Source organism: Cytophagales bacterium (genome assembly GCA_019456305.1).
Lineage (GTDB): Bacteria > Bacteroidota > Bacteroidia > Cytophagales > VRUD01 > VRUD01.
In genome coordinates, this window is the sequence record VRUD01000041.1 from 14,102 (window position 1) to 36,370 (window position 22,269).

The window sequence follows — 22,269 nt, forward strand, 5'->3', positions numbered from 1 at the left end:
ATTATTTTATAATTTGTCCTATGATAGATAATTAAAAGCAATTTTTCAGAACTATGACAATGACTATGACTAATAACCATGACGATGACGAAATTACATTTATTGTAATAAGTTTTAACCATAGTCATCGTAATAATCAGAATAAAATTGTAATGGTTATGGTCATAGTCATTGTAATAGTTATAGTAAGTATAAGTCATTGCTATACACAAAGTTATCATTAAAACAAATGATAGAGACAGGAACCGCCAAAACCAACATCACCACATTTAAAAAAGGCGTAGGCATGATGGGATACGGACAATATTCCCAGAAAGTAGAAGGCGTAGAAACTGATCTGTTTGCCCGTGCATTTGTTTTTCTGGATACTGCTACAAAGAAAAAAACCGCTTTTGTAAATGTCGAAATTTGTTTCATTACTATCTCTATTAAAAGCGCAGTAATTAAAAAGCTGCAAAAGGAATATCCCCAATCAGGACTTAATTTTGATAACGTAATGTTAACTGCCCAGCATACGCACAGCGCCCCCGGAGGTTATTCCCATTATCCATTTTATAATTTCAGCATTCCCGGGTTTGTTACCGAAGTTTTTCAAACAATTGTAGATGGGATCGTGGATGCCATTATTAAAGCCGAAAAAGCAACCAAACCCTCCAATATTTATATCGGAAACGGGACATTTGAACCAGAAATCCAGGTGGCTTTCAACCGTTCCATAAAAGCATACAATGCTAACCCCGATGTTGAAAGATTAGATGAAAAAGACAATCACCTTGCAACAGACAGGGAAATGATATTGATGAGAATAGACGGAATGGATGGCAAAAGTATAGGAATGATCAATTGGTTTGGGGTTCATACCACCAGCATTGGAAATGATAACAAAAAAATTTCTTCAGATAACAAAGGTTATGCCTCAACATATTTTGAAGAAAGCAACTCCTATGCCAGCCCCCCTCTAACTCCCCCCAAAGGGGGGAGAACTGGCCAACACTTTACCCTTCCCCAAGGCAAAAGCGATGACAAAGTCCCCCCTTTGGGGGGATTTAGGGGGGCTGGGGATTTAGGGGAGGCTGTTACAGCTATTTTTGCCCAGGGACCTTGCGGAGACGTAAGTCCGAATTACATTTGGGATGCGAAAAGAAAAAAATTGAGGGGAAAATATGAAGATGATCATGAAAGCGCGAAGTATAATGGTAAACTTCAATATACTAAAGCTAAAGAAATTTACCTGTCTGCCGTACAGGCAGGTGAACAGGCAGCAAAAAATGATCCTGTAAACGAAAAAGGGTATGAATGGCGAGGGATTGATTACGGGTTGATGTACGTAGATTTTTCAAAAGTATTCATAGACCCTGAATTTGTAGCTCGGATTGGTAATCCGAGAGGGGATAAACAAGAGAAAAAAACCGGTTCGCCTTGCCTGGGAGTGAGCTTTTTCCTGGGTCACCCTACTGATGGTAAAGGTATGCCGGATTCATTGGGGTATCTTTCTATATTTCTATGTACATTTATCAAATTGTCTGACTATTTTAAGGCAATCTTTTCATCTAAAAACAAGAGAGACAAAATATTTGAAAAGTACAAAATACAAGGCAGAAAATATATAATGGCTGAAACCGCTGAAAGAAAAATGCTGGGTATCCGCAATATAAATTATCTGATGGTTCCTTCCTGGGTTGACAAAAGTTTTGCCACATTTAAAAAACAATACAGAATCGGAGCGCTCAATGACAAGCCCTGGACGCCACAGATCCTGCCGTTGCAAATTATAATAATCGCCAATATAGCAATTGCCGGAATACCTACTGAAATTACTACCGTAGCCGGCAGAAGGCTAAAAAAAACAATTCATGAAATTTTAAAACAAAGAGGAGTCAAGCAGGTGATCTTATCACCTTATGCCAATGCTTATTCCGGTTACATAACAACCTTCGAAGAATACCAGGTTCAGTGCTATGAAGGCGGACACACTGTTTTCGGTGAATGGACGCTTGCTGCTTTTCAAACCAAATTTAAGCAATTAGCTAATGAAATGTTAAAAAAGGAGCCCGAAAGAAACCTGGATACCGCAACCAAGCCTGTAGAGTTTAGCGAAGAAGAATTGAAAAAAAGAAGCTTTAGCATGTAATATGGAAAATGGATAAATAAGCGGTAAAGTAGTAGGAAGTAGTCAGTTGACTATTGACGGTTGACAATTACTATGACTATGACAGTTGATAGTGTAATGATTTGCCTGTCTGCCACAGGCAGGTAAATAAGTAAAGTAATTTTATACTTGAGGGGCAGGTGGAAACACTTGCCTCCACTCCGTAAATTAGTTTATGATAAATTTCATAGCCACTTTTTCATTACCAATTATTGCCTGAACAGTGTAAATTCCTTTACTAAATTTTGATGTGTCTAATTCTTTTATGTAATCACCTGAATATTTATTTGCAATATCAGTAAAAATTTCTTTGCCTTGTATATTGAAGATTTTAATTACAATTTCGTTGGTATTTATAGATTTTATTTTTAAAGTTAAAATATTTTTTCCGGGATTGGGATAAAATTGCATATTTAATTTATTTTCATTTGATAAGTCACGTGTACCAACTACCTCACTTATTTGCAGTTGTTTTTCCATAGTATCACTTTTATTTCCTGCATAAGCAATAAGCGTTACATTATAAGTACCCGTATCTAAATAAGTATGTGAGGGATTGTCTAAAAAGCTGCTATCTATATCACCAAAATACCATTTATAGCTACAAGCACTATCACTCATATTATTGAAATAAACCTTGTTAATATCTATGCTGTCTATCAAAAAATTTGCAGTGGGTTGCGTACCTATTCCAAAACAAAGGTAATTCTTCAAGATAATACCATTATTACCAACAACATAACCAATTTTATTAGATGTTACATATATTGAAGATAAGGGAACATTACTTCCTGCATAATCAACATACCAATTAACACCGCCGTCTGTAGTTTTATAAATATTGCCTTCGGCTTCAACAATATAGCCGATTTGCGAATTTAGAAATATACAATCTGTGACGTAATCACCTGGAACTGAATCATTAACTATTGTCCAAGACGTACCCCCGTTGATTGTATTATGCAATTGTCTTTGGAAATTGAAAAAATATCCAATTGTATCATTAATAAAATTGAAAGCAGTAATTTCAGATGTAGAAATATTTAGATCTTGCCATGTGTCTCCTCCATTTGTTGTTTTGTGAATTTCTCCAATGCTACTGCCGTCAAAAGAAATTCCCCCTGCTGCATACGCTATGCTCGCACTGGTAAATTGAAACATGTCAATGAACCCTGCCACCGGATTATAAACAATCTGCCATGAATTTCCGTAATCTGTAGTTTTATGTATTCCTGATTTTATAATAAAGCCAATTTGTGCATTCAGAAAATATATATCGTGAATTGTTGACCCCCAACTACCCAATCCACCAAAATCAGTCCAGGTCATACCTGCATCAGTACTTTTATATAAACTTATTCTTGAAGTGTAGACTGTATCTTTATCTACTGCGTAAATAGTGCTCAAACCAAATCCATTCAACGAAAAAACATCTACCCAATTATTACCACCATCACTAGTTTTGAGCACCGTTCCACCACTACCACCTATATAACCAATACTATCATTAATAAAATGGACATCGGATAAAATATTTGTAGTATTTGAATTCTGAGTAACCCACTGGGCATAAACATATTCAATTTTGAATAAAAACCAAAGAAAGATCAGAATAAATATATTTTTCATAATCAAGATTTTTAATTATAGCCATATTATTTTTTTAAAATATTTCTGTGAAAGATATAATAATATAACCTTTATCACTACATTGTTTGACAGAAAACCCCCATTCAGTTGCAGGTGGTTTCGTACTATTTTTATCCAAATCCTCTTTTATTTAAGGACTGCTATTTTCTTATTAGCAACTATCTCATTATCTACTATCATCCTGATGAAGTAAATGCCATTATCAAGATATGAAGCATTAATTATTACATCACTTTTACTTTTATTGAGCGTTATAGATCTTACCTGCGACCCAACTATATCATAAACAATAATTTCAGCGCTATGCGCTGTACCCGGCACATAATATTTAATTATTGTTTCATCATTAAAAGGATTTGGGATAATATTGATCAGTTTTGCTGATCCATTTTCTTTTGTTAGCTCATTCGTCAACTCATTAGTAGTGGTAGCAATTCTGGCATTATTAAGAAGTGAATCCGGATCGGGAACAAAAAGCACAGCATCTTCATCAAAAACTATTTTCAATAAAGCTTGTGCATTTGCTGAAATACAAGTAGTACCATTTGATACATCCCGTACATCCAGTTCCTGCTGTCCGTTAATTTGATAAATAGTTTTATTATTAATCCCTAAGTTTAAAAGTACATTGTGATATTGCACAAATTTTTGGTTTTCAATATTATTCAGAGGTATTGAATTAATTGCCTGTGCTGCCTTAGAAAATTCTCCTGATTGAATATAAGAAGAAATAAGAATTTTTTCATGAGCTAATGTTGAATTATTCTCCAAATAATCAATTACCTTATCTCTTTGATTAGTTTTTATATAAAAGATTATAAGCTTATTCTCTAATAGCTGTTTATCATCTGGATTGGATTCTATTTTTATTCTCTGCAAAAATGCTCTTTCAAGAGCTTTAACAGCCTGTAATGGTATTTGATCGGGAATATAACAAAAAGGACCAGTTGTACAACAAGATTGAGAACTTTTACAAACTCCGCAATTAATTTTTGTTACATTACTGGTGATCTTATTAGAAAGTGGTTCAACATCAGGGTATTGAGTACAATTATTATGATGGCTATAAACAAATGGAACCTTGCTAGAAATGTGCCAATTACCACTATTAAATTCATTTCCAGCAGGATCTTTGCTTGGAGACGGGGAACATGAACCCTGATCTTTAATATCTGCAACACCTCCGAAAAAAAATACATTCATAGCAGAAGCATGATTACCTGTAAATATATTACATTTAATATCCAGATTAGAATTATCTCCTCTTGCATCAATATCGCGCCAGCAATTAGTGAATGAATTTGTTAAATGTATTTCGCCACCGACAACTCCAGAGTTGATACAAAATATTCCATAAGTTACTGTGTTAAAAGTATTTTCTTCAATAACAAAACCGGATGTTCCAATTAAGAATATACCATAAAAATTTGTGCTGCGGAATACATTTGGATCAAGTGCTATACCTGTAAATGTATTATTTACAATCTCATCAAAACTACCTCCAACAATGCGAATTGAGCTTTGAACATCATTAAAAGTGTTGTCTCTTATTGTAAGCTTAAAATCCAATGCAGAAATTGTATTAATTGACCATATTCCACGTACCAGATCATCAAAAGTATTGTTAAGAGCTGTAAATCTTGAATTTGCTGCATCAATGGCAATCGGTTTCTGACTAATAAGAATAGAAGGATCATTATTACGGAAAATATTATTTTGAAACAAAGGTTTTACCGATCCCAAAGCTATAAAATTCATTTTTACAAATGTCACCGGGCCGATAGTTCCGTCTCTCAAAGGTGGTGTAACTTCAAAAATACAACCTGTGAAAGAGCTTGTATTTGTTCCAAATACAGGTTTTAAGTCAACACTAATTTTATTATTAAAAAAATTACTGCTATTAGCTGTGATCTTCCCATTTCCAAAGGCACCAAATTGGGAATGCTCTATCGCAGCAGAGTTACTCATATTTAAAAATCCATTATGCACAACGCCTTTAAGAAGTCTAGCCTCAACTTCTACGCCTGCCCACATGGTTAAACAAGGAGCATCAAGACCTGTAAGAATACCATCCAAATTAAGTACTCCACTCAATTTTACATCTACCTTTCCATTAGGCCCAAATTGAATTCTGACACCGGCCTGAATATTTAATACACTACCACCAGGTATAGTTAAAGTATTAGCAATGACGAAATCCGTTGTCCACGTTTCAGTCCCGGCAACTGTATAGTTGATATAATCGTATAGCTGAACATATTCAGCGCCATATACCCCCACAGCATTCCATGCTTCAATCGTCTGATTCACTTCATTAGAACATTCTCCAAATAAGTCAATAGCCGACTCTATGGAAAATTGACGGGCTTCTGCATAATCTGATAAGGTGTTTAAATATACTGTTAAATTTCTAAAAGCAATAGCCGCTGCCTTGTCAATACCTATCCCTGTAACTGAATAACTATCTCCGTTATCATTTGTTCCTGAACCACCCTCAGAAAGTAAATAATACCAAAAATTTTGGACTCCACTGTTGGTATGTACACCACAATAATCATTGCCCCCACCACCCCCAGTAGGGGTGCATCCTATTACATTGACCCAATGAGTTCCTAAATATGTATCAGGATCATTAAATTCATTAGGATTAGCCATATTTCGGATGCCGAGTCCACTTACAATAATTTCTTCTCCTAGGCGCCAGTTAATTGTTCCTTTTCCAAATTTTTCAATAGTGTTTCCGAAAATATCACTAAAGGACTCACTTAGTCCCCCTGGCTCTTTTTGATAAATTAGATTAGCTGTGTTTGTGTTTACAGCATGTGTAATTTCATGTCCACATACATCAAGTGAGGTTAATGGAGTTGCAAATGATCCATCTCCATCCCCGTAGGTCATTTTAAACCCATCCCAAAAAGCATTAACATAATTTACACCATAATGAACATAACTTAATATTTTAGCACCTAAATTATCGTAGCTATCCCGGCCAAATGTATTGAAGTAATAGTCATAGGTCATTTCAGCACCCCAATGTGCATCGGTGGCAACTTCATCTTGCTGGGCATTAACATTGTCCCAAAAATTATCGGCATCACAAAAATCAACTGCACTGGCGTAATTGGTACCCTGGTTCATATCATACGTTTCTATGCCATTTCCTCTCCCCGTTTCTCTTAGACGATATAGACATGAGCCGCTCCCAGTAAAATCTGTAGTAATATCCTGCGTCCCGCTATACTTCGTAACAGCAGTACCAATAACATCTGCATCTAAAATGCGTGTAATATCATTAATAATATTACCTGTTGCCGCATCAATATATACGTTTGACCGATAAACAATTTGTTGTGCATAAATATCATATTTATAAGCAAGCTTAAAGTTTGCTGGTGTATCATAGTCACCATTAAGAGGGGCAATTACTAATTCAGGAGTAGGAAAATATGTAGCGTTTGGATCATCTGTTATTTGCTTTAGCAACTGTTCCTCCAATGAATCTTCCCACATATACGAAGCAGCGCCAAATGTAGTGCTAACATAATTAATAACGTTAGCAAATGCAGCGGATTCACTTATTGTAGGATTTACGCTAATTGCTAATCCATTGAAAATTTTACCATTGGCCTTAACAGCGAATCCGTCTTTTGCATGAACGACATATTCATATCCTTCTACTTTTATATTTTTATAAGTTTGAAAATAACGATAATGACTATATTCAAGTTGATCAGTATCAATTCTGTAAAGTACCATTTGATCATCAGTGCTCAACCCAAAAGCATCCTTATGTGCTGCAAATATTATTGAGGGATCTATATTGCTACCATCCTTAAATTTAACCCGGCCTTCCATACTTCCCGGCTTTGCAATCGCTGTCATGTCGGGATTTTGAAAATTGTACTGTGCTGATACGTTTTCTACATTTATAATGTAGAAGATTAAACCAGCTAATAACGAAAGTATTACTGTCTTTTTCATAATTTTATTTGTTTTAATTTAAATGAAAAGTATTTAAACTGGGTGCAAAGGTATATTATTAAAATTTTTAAAACAAGAAAATTTAATATTTTTGTCCCTAAAATCCACTACTTAAAAGCAAATTTAAATAAAAAAATCCCTTGAAAAATTCTCTTTATTCTTCCATAATAATTCTCACAATCCCACTAATTACTTACACCTTCAGTAAAGCCCAGACTAAAACGATGGATCAGGCATAAAGATTAGATACTATTTTTTATTCTAATACCTGATATTCACCATCATAAAGCCTAAATTGTTATTACTCTATCAAGCCTCTTTTTTAAAAACTCTTTTTCATCCTTTATACAACGAAAATGATATATTTGCGTAATATTTGATGTATTTTCAAATTACCGGTATATAAAATGAACAATATAGAAAACACTGTTTACACATTAGATTATGCACCTGAAAAAATAGTTACAGGTGCTAATGTATATTATCTCCGCTATCCTTTAAGATGTTTATTTGAAAAAGAAGACAATTATTTCATAATAAAATCTGAACTTATAGACATCATCGGAACTGGTGAAACAGAAGATGAAGCTGAACAAAACTTTGCCGAAGAATTTGACTTTATTTATCATAGATATAATGAGCTGCCTGATAATAAACTATCAGAAAGGATAAAAGTCATCAAAACATTTCTTAACTATATTGTAGAAAACGATTATTTAAAAATACTCAAAGGAAAAAATATTTTAGAAAGAAAATGACTAATCCAGCACCGCCAACTCAATAAAAAACGAAGTCCCTTTACCGGTTTTAGTCTCAAACCAGATCTTGCCGCCTGCCAGTTCCATTCCCCTCTTTGCTACTGCCAAACCAATGCCTGAACCTTTGGATTTTGTGCTGAAAGAAGGAATAAATATTTTGTCTTTTATTTCATCCGGAATGCCAATGCCGTTATCTTTTATTTCAACAACAACATGCTGATTGGTGGTAAACAAGCGAACAACTATTTCAGATTTGCGGGTGTTGGGAACAGATTCAATTGCATTTAGCAAAAGATTTGTAAATATCCTGCTCATTACCTGTTCATCTGCCATTACGTAGACTGGATATTGGATGTTTGATGTTTGATGTTTGATATTGGATGTTGGTGTGGAATTGTTAAATAAGTCAATAGTTCTTTTTAATACTTTGTCAATTGCTATTTTCTCATTTTTAGGTACCGGCATATTGGCAAACAATGAAAAAGAATTGGTAATATCATTTAACGTTTCAATTTGAGTTATTAGGGTTTTAACTGTTTTCTCAGTTACTTCCTTTACATCAGATCTTTTCTCCCGGATGGCATATTGCAAATGCTGGAGTGTCAGCTTCATGGGGGTCAAGGGGTTTTTAATTTCGTGTGCTACTTGTTTTGCCATTTCACGCCAGGCGCTTTGTTTTTCGCTCTGCGCCAGCGCTTTTTTGCTTTCTTCTAATTTTACCAGCATTTGATTATATTCGCTTACCAAAAATCCGATCTCATCATCTGATGTCCATTCCAGCGGTTCATTCTCAGCGAGTGTTGTTCTTTTTATCTTTTGTGTGATCAATGTTAACGGGTATATCAATTTCTGTGACGCAAAGTATGAAAACAATAAAAATAAGATAAAAACGCTTGTAAAGATATTCATGATCATTGTTAGTACCTCAATAAGCTGGTTATCAAGTTCGGATTTAGAATCAAAAAACGGGATACTGATAATACCCAGCATATCGCCTGTATTAAACGATTTTATCCCTGCATAAACTGCGTTATATTTTAGATTTCCAACCGATTCAGATAGCAGAATTTGTTTGTTGTTTTGTTCAATAATTGCAGTAAGCGCTTCAGGATTAATGAGCTTTGACAGCAAGCCTTCTTCAAATATTAACGGTTGGCTGGAAATGATAAGTCTGCCATCTGTACCAAATAGATTGATATCTGATTCTGAATATTTGGCAACCAGTAAGAGTTGGTTTGTCAGCGATCCCTTATCAAGCTTACCCTTTTTATACTTTTCAAGTGAAGCTGTAATGTTGATACTTGCTCTTTCTGCATTTTTCAGGTATCGCTTTCGAATATCCTTTTTGTATGAAGAATTTATTAAGCTCAGTGTGGTAATACTGACAATGATCAGGGGCAGGAAGAATGCGACATTTAAAAATATCTGAATTTTAGTACTGTAATTTGTCCTTGTATCTTTCTTCCTATACCGCTCAATACCAGCATATATAATGACAAATAATAGAATAAAAAAAGCCAATAATAAAAATAAGAATGAAAAGTTTGAAAAGATATTTTGAAAGGAGTATGTGGATGAAGTGATGATAATATGTTTATCTATTTGCTGAAGGGGACGGACCCCTGCAGAATCGGGATCAACATGTCCGCCTGCCCCGTCAGAAAGAACGACTGTACCGGGGTCCCCCGGGTTTTTTACATGAAAATGACCAAATTGCATTGAGCGGGTATGCTCGTCACCTACCAGCAAATGATGAAAACCTTTGAGTTTAATACCCTGACCGTATATGTCATTAAAGTTGAATAATGATTCAATAATATCTTTCTCATAATTATAATCTCCGAAACTGTAAATCAAATTATTTCCTGCAAAAACAGCGAAACTGTATTGTTTACTGAAATGTAATTGTACGAATCGTTTATCGAGCAGCAATTCCGGGATAACGCTGTTAGGGATGATCTTTTTTAATTTCAGATCAATAACTATCTTACCAATAAGACAAGTTTCTACATTTGGTTTGGGAGCTACCCCATGGAGTTTATCACGACTAAGTCGGGAGGACTCCGGACTCCTTCGGTGATGAACGAAGGATTCGGGACAGGCTTTTTCAATTTCAATAAATTTTATATAGCGGTTTTGTAATGAACCGGTAAGATGGTAGCCTGTGTGCTTGGGTTGTTTCCCATGTTCTGATATATCTTTGATAAAATACAGATCAGGGTATTGAGTGCTGTATTCTTTTTTCTTATAGCGATCAAGCAGTTTTTGGTAATAACAAGTTGAATCCTCTTGTATTTCATAGTCCGAGATAAATTCAGGGTGAGAACCTGCCTCTCTGCTTAGCTCCAAAAGATATTTATTATCTAAAGGGGCTTGTTTTGATGCAGGCACTGATTCTGCTGCTGGCAAAATTGGTGAGGATGAAAATAAATCACCCTGTGCATTTAGGATATATATTTTAGTATCATACTTATCAAAATAATTATTCAAATAGACACGTTTTATTTTTTGCTCAATTATATCTTTAGAAGAAAAAGGGCTAAGAAGCCTGTTTTGGATAAAAATGTCTTTTTTTATCTGCTTTGCTGCTTCTTCCAGCAGATATTCACCCAAAACGTCATTCTCATATAATAGCTGCGTAACAAACCTTCGCTTATCAATTACATTTTTTTTCTCATTGAAATTATACAATGAATAGGAACCGGTAATAGCACAAACAATTGCTGATAGAAACAAGTACAGGTAAGTTGAATAATTTATTCTGGTTAAGGATCGGGGAATATTGAAGCCAACTAATAGAGCAAAATAACCACTATTTAAAACGATCACCAACCAGTCAAAGCCCTCTATAAATTGTGATAAAAACAGTCCATATAAAACAGTTGTCAGTATAAAAATAAAGGCAGCAAAAAACTGATGATTGCGGTAGATGTGAATAAAAAAGGTGGTAAGCATGTGATTTAACAAGAAATATAGCCCGGAGATCAAGACAAAAATGAGAAGACAAATAATTTTGTATGATGCAAAATTAATATCTGAAGTGATGTCAATTGTCCATTGAGAATGAAAATATATTGATCTTAAAATCAGAAATACTCCTAAGAGGGTTGTATGACTTAGAATTATTATGACTATTGCAAAAATCCCTTTTATGATATATTTATCTAAGTAACGCATTTGTTAAAAAAGTTGACAATTTACAGTCCCGACAAAGTCGGGATTGTAAACTGTCAACTGTATGATAATAATAATTTTAGCAATATTGATCTTCTATAATTTTTAAAAAGAAACAGCAACAAAATATAAACACACAAAATATTTATTAATAAGTCACCAAACGAGGGGGACAGCATAGAAGAAGCATAGTATTTCGGGTTAAAAAGGCTGATCTCATAAAACGAAAAAGGGAGGGTGTAATAAAGCAGCAAAACTCTTAAAGCAGCTATGATCAATAATAAAACAAAAAAACCTGCTTCTACATTCCATTTGCCGGCTATCTTTTGTGCAACTAAATATGTGTAGATCAAGAAGGATAGTAAAGCTATAGATCCAAGCAACAATAAAATAACACCGAAAAGCTGATCGCCTGGATCATTCGGAAACAACTTTTTATTTATACCTGAACTGATATATTTATTTTCAATATCATATTTATACGAAAGGGGTATCAAAATATAAGCATTATAAATATCTTGTTCATTCCCTTTATTTGCTTCTTTAGCAAAGGTAGATTGCACAGCGAAGTACTTGCCATTACGCAGTTCAACATCTTTTTGTGAATAATCTCCTGTTAGTACATCATAATCTGGAATTACTTTATTATCTGACCAGAAAAATAATTGTTTGTTCTTATAGATCAGGATTGTATTATCATCTGGATGCGGGAGATTGGAAAATTGATCTTTATCGTGAGCAAGTATGATTTCCTTTATCAATGACAGGTCATCTTTACAACGTGCTGCCTCATCAACAATCTTTGCCTTTATTCCCGGTCGTTCGGACACGCCAATGGCATCTCCTATCGAAATTTTAAGGATTACTAATAATGATAAAGTGAGAAGAGCAACGACAAGGAAAAAATTACTTTTGATGAGCATGGCGCATAGAGCAAAGCGCAGAGCGTTAGCCGCTATGCGTTATGCGCTTTGTTTTTTTGTAATTTCTATACCATACAAAGGCAATAACACTCAATAGAATATAGGGGAAAGCCATGAGGTATAAAATACCAGAGTTTAAACCTGCCCCAATGCTGCTTGCACCGCTGTTTAAATTGTTCTCAACCGTGGCACGGCACATGGCGCATTGGGCAAATATATCTTGACCTGCTATCAATAATAAAGCCGCAACTAAAATTGTGATAAAAAGTATTTTTTTCATTTCCATAATGTTTTTTCTACAAAGATAATAAATATTTCCTTAATATCAACAATAATCAATAATACGGACTTATCATTAAATAAACCACAACCCCTGAAACCGCCACATACAACCAAATCGGAAAAGTCCATTTTACAATTTTTCGATGCCTTTGAAATTGCTGAGATATGGCAAAATAAATAGCCAGCAAAACAAACGGTACCACCACAGCAGCCAGACTAATATGACTGATCAATAAAATATAATATAACGGCCTGATGGCCCCCTCACCCAAATACGGAGTTGGTTCGGCCTGATAATGATAAACAACATACGAAACAAGAAAGGCACTAGACAATGCAAAGGCCGACAGCATGGAGATCATGTGATATTTTTGATGATGGTTTTTAATAAAAGTGAAACCCGTTATCAATAAAATTGCGGTTAAAGAATTAAATACAGCATTGATATGGGGCAAAACAGAAACGTCCACTTTTCCTAATTTACCGGTTTGCGGTATGAAAAGGAGAAAAGCAATTGCAATTGGGATCAGGATTGAAACTGTAATTATAAGAGTAAAATATAGTTTTTCTTTTTTCTTCATAATAAATTACTGCCGGGTTGTTTAGCACTAAAAAAATGCTAATATACGAATGAATACTAATCCCGAGTACTCGGGACTAATAATGAAATCTATATTAAGAAGCAGAGTAAAAATATTCGTATAATTAGTCCCGCATATTTGCGGGATTAGCATTATAAATTAGTATCGGATCATATTTTTAATACAGTGAATAATATATACAAATATAAACGAATATCAATAACAATTCTCAAAGCTATATTAATTTTTCTGCTTTTTATTATTACAGCAGCTGGAATTTATCTGATAATGTCACAAATCTTAATGCGCATACCTGTGAATAGAGCTTATGAATCACCCGATGAAGGTATTGAAATTTTTGTTATATCTAATGGCGTGCATGCCGAATTTGCCGTTCCTGTTGAATCTACCGTGATCAACTGGAAGGCAATTTTTCCCAACAAAGATTATCAAACACTATATTCTTATATCCTATTCGGTTTAGGAGATAAAGGATTCTATATGAACGTCCCAACCTGGGATGATCTGACTTTTGGAGTTGCTATCAAGGCAATATTAATACCTACCTCCACGGTGATGCACGTGGATTATTTCATAAGAAAGCCACTTGTTGGGAACTATTCCAGGCGCTTACTTCTAACTGATGATCAATATCAAACACTTGTTACTTATATTCGTAATTCCTTTACGCTGGATGAAAAGGGCAATTATATTGTCACCCCTAATAGCGGATACTATAAAACCGATAATTTCTATGAAGCAAAAGGGAGTTACCACTCATTTAACACTTGTAACAACTGGACAAATACCGGCCTGAAGAAAATGGGGATAAAAACCGCTGCCTGGGCGCCTTTCCAGGGGGGGGTGCTTTATCATTTGTAAGCGCATAGAGAAACTGTCCAATAAGGTTTTTGTATTTTATAATTTTATTACCAGTTTTCTTCATAAATTGTTCGTCTGTGTAAAAAACGAGTGAACTAAACTGTATTGCCTCGAACATACAACCCTATCCTAAAATCTCTTTTTTTGTCTAATTGCAGTTTTATCCTGCAGCGTGTTTTGTATGATGAATTTGTAAATCTGTTCCTTGGAAACTTCCCCTTCTTCTGCCATAGCTTCGTCAATTAATTTTGCCAGCATTAAATCTATTTGTTCTTCCTCATTCAACACCTTGTGCTTTATCTGGAATTGCCTGAACAATGTACGAAACCACAGTTCTCTTTTTTCCGGTATCGTTAAAATAATTGTTTTCATTTATTTTTATTTAAAAAATACGAATTAACAACAAAATGTTCATTAATAAAAATCAAATTCTATTTGTTTGATAACAACTTTATTGGTCATCTGAAATCAAAATTACGAAAATTGCAACTTTTTTTACAAACTTACATAAAAATTTTAGTATCACGATGCCCAATCCATACTCCTTTTAACCGCTTTTTGCCAGCCTTTATAAAGCTCATTCCTCTTTTTATCACCTAATTTCGGTTTAAATACTTTATTGATACTGCGCTGCTTTAGTATATTCTCTTTTTTCCACATCCCTATGGAAATACCTGCCAAATAGGCAGCTCCGAGAGCAGTAGATTCGATAAACTGGGGTCTTTCCACTTCTACACCCAAAATATCTGCCTGGAATTGCATGAGCAGGTCATTTGTACACGCACCGCCATCAACCTGGAGCTTTTTTAAGCGGATGCCTGAATCTTTTTGCATAGCGTCCAAAACATCTTTTGTCTGGTAAGCCATAGACTCCAGTGTAGCTTTAACAATATGCGCTCTGGTGGTGCCTCTTGTCAGCCCGAATATGGCTCCCCGTGCATACATATCCCAGTAAGGCGCTCCCAAACCTGTAAAAGCAGGTACAACATATACGTTGGAATCTCCTGCTTTTCGTGCGAGCTCCTCCGATTCATCGGCTGATTTAATAATCTTCAACCCGTCTCTGAGCCATTGAATTGCTGCTCCGGCAATAAATACGCTTCCCTCAAGGGCATAAGTAATTTCGGATTTTGGATTAGATTCCTCGCTTCGCTCGGAACAAGTTTTGGATTTAAGTCCCCACGCAATCGTAGTTAATAACCCCGATTCGCTTTTATGGAGCTTGTCTCCGGTATTCATCAGCATAAAACAGCCGGTTCCGTAAGTATTCTTTGCCATACCTGTTTCAAAACATGCTTGTCCAAAGAGCGCTGCCTGTTGGTCACCTGCCACTCCGGCTATCGGAATAGCCACTCCCTGGTACCTTAATTCGCCAAAAAACCCAGAGGAATCTCTTACCTCAGGCAGCAAATGTTCGGGAATGTTCAGCGCTTTCAACAATTTTTGGTCCCAGCAGAGCTCCCTGATATTAAAAAGCATTGTACGGGAAGCATTTGAATAGTCCGTTGCATGTACTTTTCCATCCGTAAGCTTCCAGATAAGCCAGGTATCTACGGTGCCAAACAACAAGTCTCCTTTTTCCGCTTTTTTTCTTGCATCTTTTACATTATCCAATATCCATTTGAGCTTAGTTCCTGAAAAATAAGCGTCAATCAGGAGGCCGGTATTTTCTTGCACATAGCCTTGTAAACCCTCCTTTTTTAATGATTCACAAATCGGGGCGGTTCTCCTGTCCTGCCACACAATAGCATTACAGACCGGTTTCCCTGTATGTTTATCCCATACAATCGTTGTTTCTCTTTGGTTGGTGATGCCTATTGCAGCTATGTCTGAAGGATTAACCTTATTTTTAAACACCTTGCTGAAAACTTCCCATTGCGTATTCCATATCTCCATAGGGTCATGCTCTACCCAACCGGGTTTGGGAAAATGCTGTGTAAATTCCTTTTGAGAGATCCCTGCAATTTCACCTTTACTGTTAAAAAGAACAGCCCGGGAGCTTGTTGTGCCCTGGTCTAAGGCAATGATGTATTTATTCATCTGTAATAATTTTAATAAAATTTTTAATAAGACGATAAAGCCGTGCCACGCCTACTACTTTATCTTTTCTAATTTTCTCTTTCTTGTCTTAAATAACCGTTGTTCTAATTTGCTAACTGCAAAGTTATGCAACGGAAGAAACAGCCCGGCAAGCGCTATGTTTACAATGAGGTTGTAAGCCGGTTCACCGCCAGCCTGTCCCGAGAACTCGGTGATCCATTGTTCTATGTACGGGTCTATCAATACAAGTACAAACTCATATACGAGCAGGAAAGTAAAAAATACGCCACTTTTTGCCACTCGTACAGGGATGTTCAACTGCCCGCTGAAAAGCAATATAGCGAAAATAGCAATGATGAAAATAAAGATGCCCGAATATTGCAACAGGTGCCGTCTTTGTGTTTGTTCTTCTAAAATTCTCGCCTGCTCTTCTTCTTCCTGTTTGCGTTTCATTTCTGCCATTTCCATTTCGTGCCTTGCTTCAAGTTTACCGATCTCTTTGCTCTTTTCTTCGTTGAAAACGGTGTCTTTGAGGGTGGTATATTGCTTATAGTGTTCAAGGGCAAGTTTGTAGCTGCCGGTCTGCTCGTAACATTCTGCCAGCCCTGAATGTGCCTCGCTGCCTTGTTGCAAGGCCCCTATGTCGTCTGCCAGCAGGACGGCTTGTTGGTAGTACTGTATGACCGTGGGGTAATCCTTTTTTAGGAAATATATGCTTCCTATGCCTGATAAGCTGAAGGTCATTTGGTATTCATCGCTAAGTTCTTTATTTATCAAAAGGGCTTGTTGTTGATAATGTAACGCAGTATCAAGTAGCAGGGCTGGATTTTGGGCAATCCACCCCACTGCCCCTTTAAGGTTTACCCCGTAGCCAAGCGTATCGGGGCTGTCGCCCCGGGTGTATAGAACAGTGTACAAACTACCAATGTTCGTATAGGACATTGCCACGCCTTTTTTATCACCCAGTTCCTTATATATTTTAAGGGCTTTAAAGTAGTAGCCCAGCGCTTGTGGGTAGGAGGATTGATTGGCATAAATAAGCCCGATGTTGTTATAGGTGTTAGCAAAATAAGTATTTAATGTATCGTTAAGTTCTCGTTTTATCTTAATGCTTTCAAAATAGTATTCCAGCGCTTGTGGGTAGGAGGATTGATTCTCATAAATAACCCCGATGTTGTTATAGGAGTCAGCCATGCCTTGTTTGTTACCCAGTTGCTTTTCTATTTTGAGGGATTTAAAGTAGTATTTCAGCGCTTGCGGGTAGGAGGATTGATTCCAATAAATAATCCCGATGTTGTTATAGGAGCCAGCTATGCCTTTTTTATCACCCAGTTCCTTTCTTATTTTAAGGGATTTAAAGTAGTATTCCAGCGCTTGGGGGTAGGAGGATTGATTCCAATAAACAGCCCCGATGTTATTATAGGAGTTAGCCATGTCTTTTTTATACTTCCCGATTTCATCGGGATTTCCGCTGCGCTTCGCTTGCCCCAACAGTTGCTCTTTTATCTTAAGGGCTTTAAAGTAGTATTCAAGCGCTTGTGGATAGTTGGATTGTATATAGTTTACAGCCCCCAAAGTATGAAAGACCGCAGCGTGTAAAGAGGGGTAGCCGGGCAGGCTATTATCATCATCACCTTTACCCTGCAAATTATCGGATCCAAGCAATTCCAGTACCTGTTCACATAGTATTGTAGCTGTGTCCGGGTTGGAGTACATGAGTTCCCATGCAAGATCGCTAAGCGCTTTTACTTTTTTCGTGTCTCGGCCGGCTGTTTGGATAACGGTTTTCAGGCTGTCAATTTTAGTATTACCGTTGCCTACCGTACCTCCTGCCCCTCCCAACCAAAGGTACGGGACAGGCCTGAAGGGGGAACTGCCTACCGCAACCAGCAGTAAAACTGTCAGGTAAATGGCTATTTTTATTATGGTTCTTTTATTTTCCAATCAACAGTGATATATATTCAATCATCGAAAATCAGTAAATTATGTAATAATAAATGATTTTCAATAAAGAAATACTGATAATTTTTTTGCAACCTTTTCAGGGAATTTACGTAAACAAACATAGTTTTTTCATAAATTGATATTGTTTAGGTTGCAAATTGGGATTGCGTTAAAGAGCAATCCCTTTTTGTTATACTGCATTTAATAGACAGTTGTCAACTGTCAACTGTTTTTTTTAACCTCACCACTCAACCACAACCTGATTATTACTTTACTTAACTTTACAAATCATTACATTAGCGGTATAAAATTAAATTTGGATGTATATATTTGCAAATAAAAACATGAAAATAATATTGTATATATCTCTAATTATAGTAATTTTTATATCAATAAACCTTCTTGTATATTTTTTCCAGGAGCTATTGATATTTTACCCTGAAAAGCTGGAACACGACTACAAATTCAGCTTTGAAAATGAATTTGAAGAATTGAACTGGGAAATAAACGGCTGTAATATTAATGCCTTACATTTTAAGGCTGCCGATCCCAGAGGAGTAATTTTATATTTTCATGGTAATGCAGGGAGTTTGAGAGGCTGGGGAGAAGTATCAAAACTATTTACTGATGCAGGTTACGATATTTTAATGCCCGATTACAGGGGCTATGGTAAAAGTGATGGTAAGATTAATAATCAACAAGTATTATTAGATGATGCTGATTATGCTTACCGGTATTTAACAAGACTCTATGATGAAGAAAAGATAATACTGTATGGAAGGTCATTAGGATGCGGAATAGCGACCTATATCGCTCAAAATAAAAAAATCAATAAGCTTGTCCTGGAATCACCATATTACACTTTTAAAGACCTGGTGCATCATTATTATCCGATAATACCGGGTTTTCTGATCAAATATAAATTAAAAATAAACGATTGGATCAAAAATGTACGCTGCCCGGTTTATTTATTTCATGGCACCAATGACAACGTAGTGCCCTATAAGCAAAGTGTAAGATTAAAAGAAAAAAACAGCAACATCACAGAACTAGTCACGGTCAAGGGAGGAGGGCATAATGATCTGGAGGATTTTGGTCTGTACCGGCAAAAGATGATGGAAATCTTGGAATAGAAAAATAAAACTGTTACATTTGCATTTTCTTATTATAACTGTTAAAATAGATATTACTTATGCTAAACATACCTGTTAAAAACGGAGAGCCAATCGAAAAAGCCCTGAAACGTTTCAAGAAAAAATTCGAACGTACGGGCGTCTTGAAGGCTGTAAGAGCAAGAGCATTCTTTACCAAGCCTTCTGTAAGAAGAAGAGACACGATCATAAAAGCTCAATACAGGCAAAAGATGTATGCTGAGGAGAATTATTAAAGAGCGTTTATTAATAATGAAATGATACATTCTTTTTTAAGGTATATTCAGTACGAAAAACGCTATAGCCGGCACACTATTACTTCTTATAACACTGACCTTACTCAATTTGCAAATTATCTTAGTGATGTTTACGAACTTTCAGACTTGAGAAAAGCCGATTATCACATTATCAGGTCATGGATCGTTTGGGTGGTTGAATCGGGGTTTGTTGCCCGTTCAGTCAACAGAAAAATTGCAAGCTTGAGGGCTTTTTATAAGTTTCTGCAAAAAAATAACCATATCAGCAGCAATCCTGTTGAAAAGATCATAGCTCTTAAAATAAAGAAAAAACTACCCACTTTTATTGAACAGCAAAACCTTACAGCATTACTTGATGATTTTGAATTTCCTGATGATCTCGCAGGTATCAGAGACAAGCTTATTTTAGAACTGCTTTATGGTACAGGCATCCGCCTCTCAGAACTTATTGAAACGAAACATGAAGATATTAATTATTTTGAAAGGTCTATAAAAGTGCTTGGCAAGGGCAATAAAGAAAGAATTATCCCACTTAATACCGGTCTTTTAAATATCATTAAAATATACTGCGATAAAAAAAATGCTGACTTTGATGCTGCTCCTTATTTGATCATAACAGATAAAGGGGAAAAGTGCTATCCAAAATTCATATACAGGGTTGTAAAAAAATACCTCAACCTGATCACAACTGCAGAAAAAAAGAGCCCACACGTTTTAAGGCACTCCTTCGCTACGCATTTACTCAATAAAGGAGCAGACCTGAACGCAATAAAAGAATTGTTAGGACATTCAAGCTTGGCAGCAACGCAGGTTTATACGCATAATTCTATTGAGAAACTTAAAACTATTTTTGATAAAGCGCATCCAAAAGCATAATTAGTATAAATTAGTATATTGGCATCGGGTATAGTATATTAACATTAACATATTAATTATTACCACCATGAATTTACAAATGCATTCAATCCATTTCGATGCAGACCAGGATCTCATCGATTTTATCCAAAAGAGAACCGAAAAGTTAGAGACTTTTTATGACCGTATTATGGACGGTGAAGTGTTTTTACGGCTAAACAATAATAAGGATAAGGAAAACAAGGTCATAGAGATAAAATTGAATGTTCCCGGAACGCAATTATTTGCAAAGGAACAATCAAAATCCTTTGAAGCAGCTACCGACATGGCAGTGGAAGCTTTGAAAAAGCAGCTTAAAAAGCTTAAGGAAAAACATAATGCGCATAGTGTATAGCCCCGAGCGCTCGGGGTTCATGGGCATCTCTAAAAACTACACCATACATTCCCCTCTATCAAGAGGGGCAAGGGGTGTGTTTTAAAAAATATGTAGTTTTTAGAGATGCCCTCATTTCAAAATCTTAACTTCTATTCTGCGGTTTTTCTCCCGATTTTCAGGAGAATTATTGGGTACCAATAACCTTTCATCTCCGTATCCTTTAGCGACTAAACGATATTGTGGTATTCCTTTGCCGATTAACAGATCTACGATTGTTTGTGCCTGTTTAGTGGTGCGGTCGTTATGCCATGTGTAGTTGATCGTATAAGTTTCCGTTGAATCAATGCTGCTTATAACTGAATCTCTCAGCAAAACCACTGAATCCTGAATAATATAATTTTCATTTTCCAATAATTCATCAACAAACTCCACAGAGGCTGAATCCAGAATTCCTTCATATACTGTATCAAAGACTGTTTCATAAACAGTATCAATATTCAAATGATATATTGTATCTATGATCACTTCTGTAAGGTCAGGGCTGCTTTGAACACTGTCTTTTATTATCTCGTCAGTGAAGCCACCTATTTCAATGCTCAAGGCAGAATTACTTTTTAATAACCTTGCCAGTCTTTTCATTTCCATGTTTGATTCATCTTGAAGTTTTTCTGAATAGCGCTTGTAGCGAATATTATTTAAAACAAATGTGGTACGTGGTTTTAGTGAGCTTAACGAAATTTTTAAAACCTCTTTCCTGTATTTATCCAGCGGATCCAGGTCAAACAGCCTCGAATGGAATGTATGCTTTTTATCCACAGGATAAATTGAAAAATCATAAACTTCGCCTTCGGTAAGCAACAGGAAAAAGCTGCCATCTCTCATATCTGTGCGTTTGTATTGTGTCTTTTTACCCGATTTTAATGCAAATACCTGGATGACCGCATCTAAGGGTTTCCGGGTATCTTCATCTGTCACCTTTCCTTGCACCAGGATCACTTTTTTAGGCTGCAGTTCTTCAGGAATTTTAGCTTTAAAAATGTAATTGGTCTTCTCGTACTTGCTGGCGAAGTAGATAAAATTACCTCTTGCCGGAACGCTTACAAACTGGTCATCTTCTTCGGTATTAATAAAGTCCATTGGAACAGGGGTGGTCCATCGCCCATTTTTTTTCCGGGTAAGGTACAGATCGAGCCCTCCTTTGCCTCCCGGCCGGTCAGAGGCGAATATCAGGGTTTCATTATCGGGCATGATCCTGGGAGTAGTCTC

Annotated in this window: 17 protein-coding genes; 7 read left to right on the forward strand and 10 right to left on the reverse strand. The window is 36.0% G+C overall.

Annotated elements, in window-relative coordinates:
* The first annotated feature begins 229 nt into the window (after positions 1 to 229).
* Positions 230 to 2,131, forward strand: coding sequence for a hypothetical protein (locus FVQ77_10075; GenBank protein ID MBW8050664.1), 1,902 nt, complete (start codon positions 230 to 232; stop codon positions 2,129 to 2,131).
* A 186-nt stretch (positions 2,132 to 2,317) separates the two neighbouring features.
* Here FVQ77_10075 and FVQ77_10080 read toward each other — a convergent pair whose 3' ends face one another.
* On the reverse strand, positions 2,318 to 3,778 hold the full coding sequence (locus tag FVQ77_10080) for a T9SS type A sorting domain-containing protein (protein ID MBW8050665.1): 1,461 nt from the start codon (positions 3,776 to 3,778) through the stop codon (positions 2,318 to 2,320).
* A gap of 147 nt (positions 3,779 to 3,925) precedes the next feature.
* Positions 3,926 to 7,780, reverse strand: a complete 3,855-nt coding sequence (locus tag FVQ77_10085) for a T9SS type A sorting domain-containing protein (protein ID MBW8050666.1) — start codon at positions 7,778 to 7,780, stop codon at positions 3,926 to 3,928.
* Between the two features lie 407 nt (positions 7,781 to 8,187).
* Between FVQ77_10085 and FVQ77_10090 the strand changes: the two genes are divergently transcribed.
* On the forward strand, positions 8,188 to 8,538 hold the full coding sequence (locus FVQ77_10090; protein MBW8050667.1) for a hypothetical protein: 351 nt from the start codon (positions 8,188 to 8,190) through the stop codon (positions 8,536 to 8,538).
* Here FVQ77_10090 and FVQ77_10095 read toward each other — a convergent pair whose 3' ends face one another.
* Genes FVQ77_10095 through FVQ77_10110 form a run of 4 tightly spaced genes read right to left on the reverse strand, consistent with a single transcriptional unit; the run spans position 8,539 to position 13,498 of the window.
* Complete coding sequence (locus tag FVQ77_10095; protein MBW8050668.1) at positions 8,539 to 11,715, reverse strand: GHKL domain-containing protein; 3,177 nt, start codon at positions 11,713 to 11,715, stop codon at positions 8,539 to 8,541.
* Between the two features lie 53 nt (positions 11,716 to 11,768).
* Positions 11,769 to 12,635: a hypothetical protein gene (locus FVQ77_10100; protein MBW8050669.1), complete on the reverse strand. Its 867-nt coding sequence runs from the start codon at positions 12,633 to 12,635 to the stop codon at positions 11,769 to 11,771.
* A gap of 25 nt (positions 12,636 to 12,660) precedes the next feature.
* Complete coding sequence (locus tag FVQ77_10105; GenBank protein MBW8050670.1) at positions 12,661 to 12,915, reverse strand: hypothetical protein; 255 nt, start codon at positions 12,913 to 12,915, stop codon at positions 12,661 to 12,663.
* A 55-nt stretch (positions 12,916 to 12,970) separates the two neighbouring features.
* Positions 12,971 to 13,498 (reverse strand): DUF420 domain-containing protein, encoded by a 528-nt coding sequence (locus FVQ77_10110; protein ID MBW8050671.1) that lies wholly within the window; start codon positions 13,496 to 13,498, stop codon positions 12,971 to 12,973.
* 288 nt (positions 13,499 to 13,786) lie between these two features.
* Here FVQ77_10110 and FVQ77_10115 point away from each other — a divergent pair, with 288 nt between their 5' ends.
* Positions 13,787 to 14,380 (forward strand): TIGR02117 family protein, encoded by a 594-nt coding sequence (locus FVQ77_10115; GenBank protein ID MBW8050672.1) that lies wholly within the window; start codon positions 13,787 to 13,789, stop codon positions 14,378 to 14,380.
* A gap of 129 nt (positions 14,381 to 14,509) precedes the next feature.
* On the opposite strand, the gene FVQ77_10120 is transcribed toward FVQ77_10115, so the two are convergent.
* The 3 genes from FVQ77_10120 to FVQ77_10130 form a co-directional block, all read right to left on the reverse strand.
* Entirely contained in the window at positions 14,510 to 14,752 is a 243-nt protein-coding gene (locus FVQ77_10120) for a hypothetical protein (GenBank protein MBW8050673.1), read from the reverse strand.
* 150 nt (positions 14,753 to 14,902) lie between these two features.
* Positions 14,903 to 16,420, reverse strand: coding sequence for a glycerol kinase GlpK (gene glpK / locus FVQ77_10125; GenBank protein ID MBW8050674.1), 1,518 nt, complete (start codon positions 16,418 to 16,420; stop codon positions 14,903 to 14,905).
* A gap of 54 nt (positions 16,421 to 16,474) precedes the next feature.
* On the reverse strand, positions 16,475 to 18,364 hold the full coding sequence (locus tag FVQ77_10130; protein ID MBW8050675.1) for a tetratricopeptide repeat protein: 1,890 nt from the start codon (positions 18,362 to 18,364) through the stop codon (positions 16,475 to 16,477).
* Positions 18,365 to 18,684: 320 nt separating this feature from the next.
* Between FVQ77_10130 and FVQ77_10135 the strand changes: the two genes are divergently transcribed.
* The 4 genes from FVQ77_10135 (at position 18,685) to raiA (ending at position 21,021) form a co-directional block, all read left to right on the forward strand.
* Entirely contained in the window at positions 18,685 to 19,497 is an 813-nt protein-coding gene (locus FVQ77_10135; protein MBW8050676.1) for an alpha/beta hydrolase, read from the forward strand.
* 59 nt (positions 19,498 to 19,556) lie between these two features.
* On the forward strand, positions 19,557 to 19,751 hold the full coding sequence (locus FVQ77_10140) for a 30S ribosomal protein S21 (GenBank protein ID MBW8050677.1): 195 nt from the start codon (positions 19,557 to 19,559) through the stop codon (positions 19,749 to 19,751).
* A 21-nt stretch (positions 19,752 to 19,772) separates the two neighbouring features.
* Positions 19,773 to 20,648 carry a tyrosine-type recombinase/integrase gene (locus tag FVQ77_10145; GenBank protein ID MBW8050678.1) on the forward strand — a complete coding sequence of 292 codons (876 nt, stop codon included), beginning with the start codon at positions 19,773 to 19,775 and terminating at the stop codon, positions 20,646 to 20,648.
* Between the two features lie 67 nt (positions 20,649 to 20,715).
* Positions 20,716 to 21,021, forward strand: coding sequence for a ribosome-associated translation inhibitor RaiA (gene raiA / locus FVQ77_10150; GenBank protein ID MBW8050679.1), 306 nt, complete (start codon positions 20,716 to 20,718; stop codon positions 21,019 to 21,021).
* 111 nt (positions 21,022 to 21,132) lie between these two features.
* Here raiA and FVQ77_10155 read toward each other — a convergent pair.
* Positions 21,133 to 22,269, reverse strand: a 1,137-nt coding sequence (locus FVQ77_10155; GenBank protein ID MBW8050680.1) for an OmpA family protein, incomplete at its 5' end; no start/stop codon positions are given.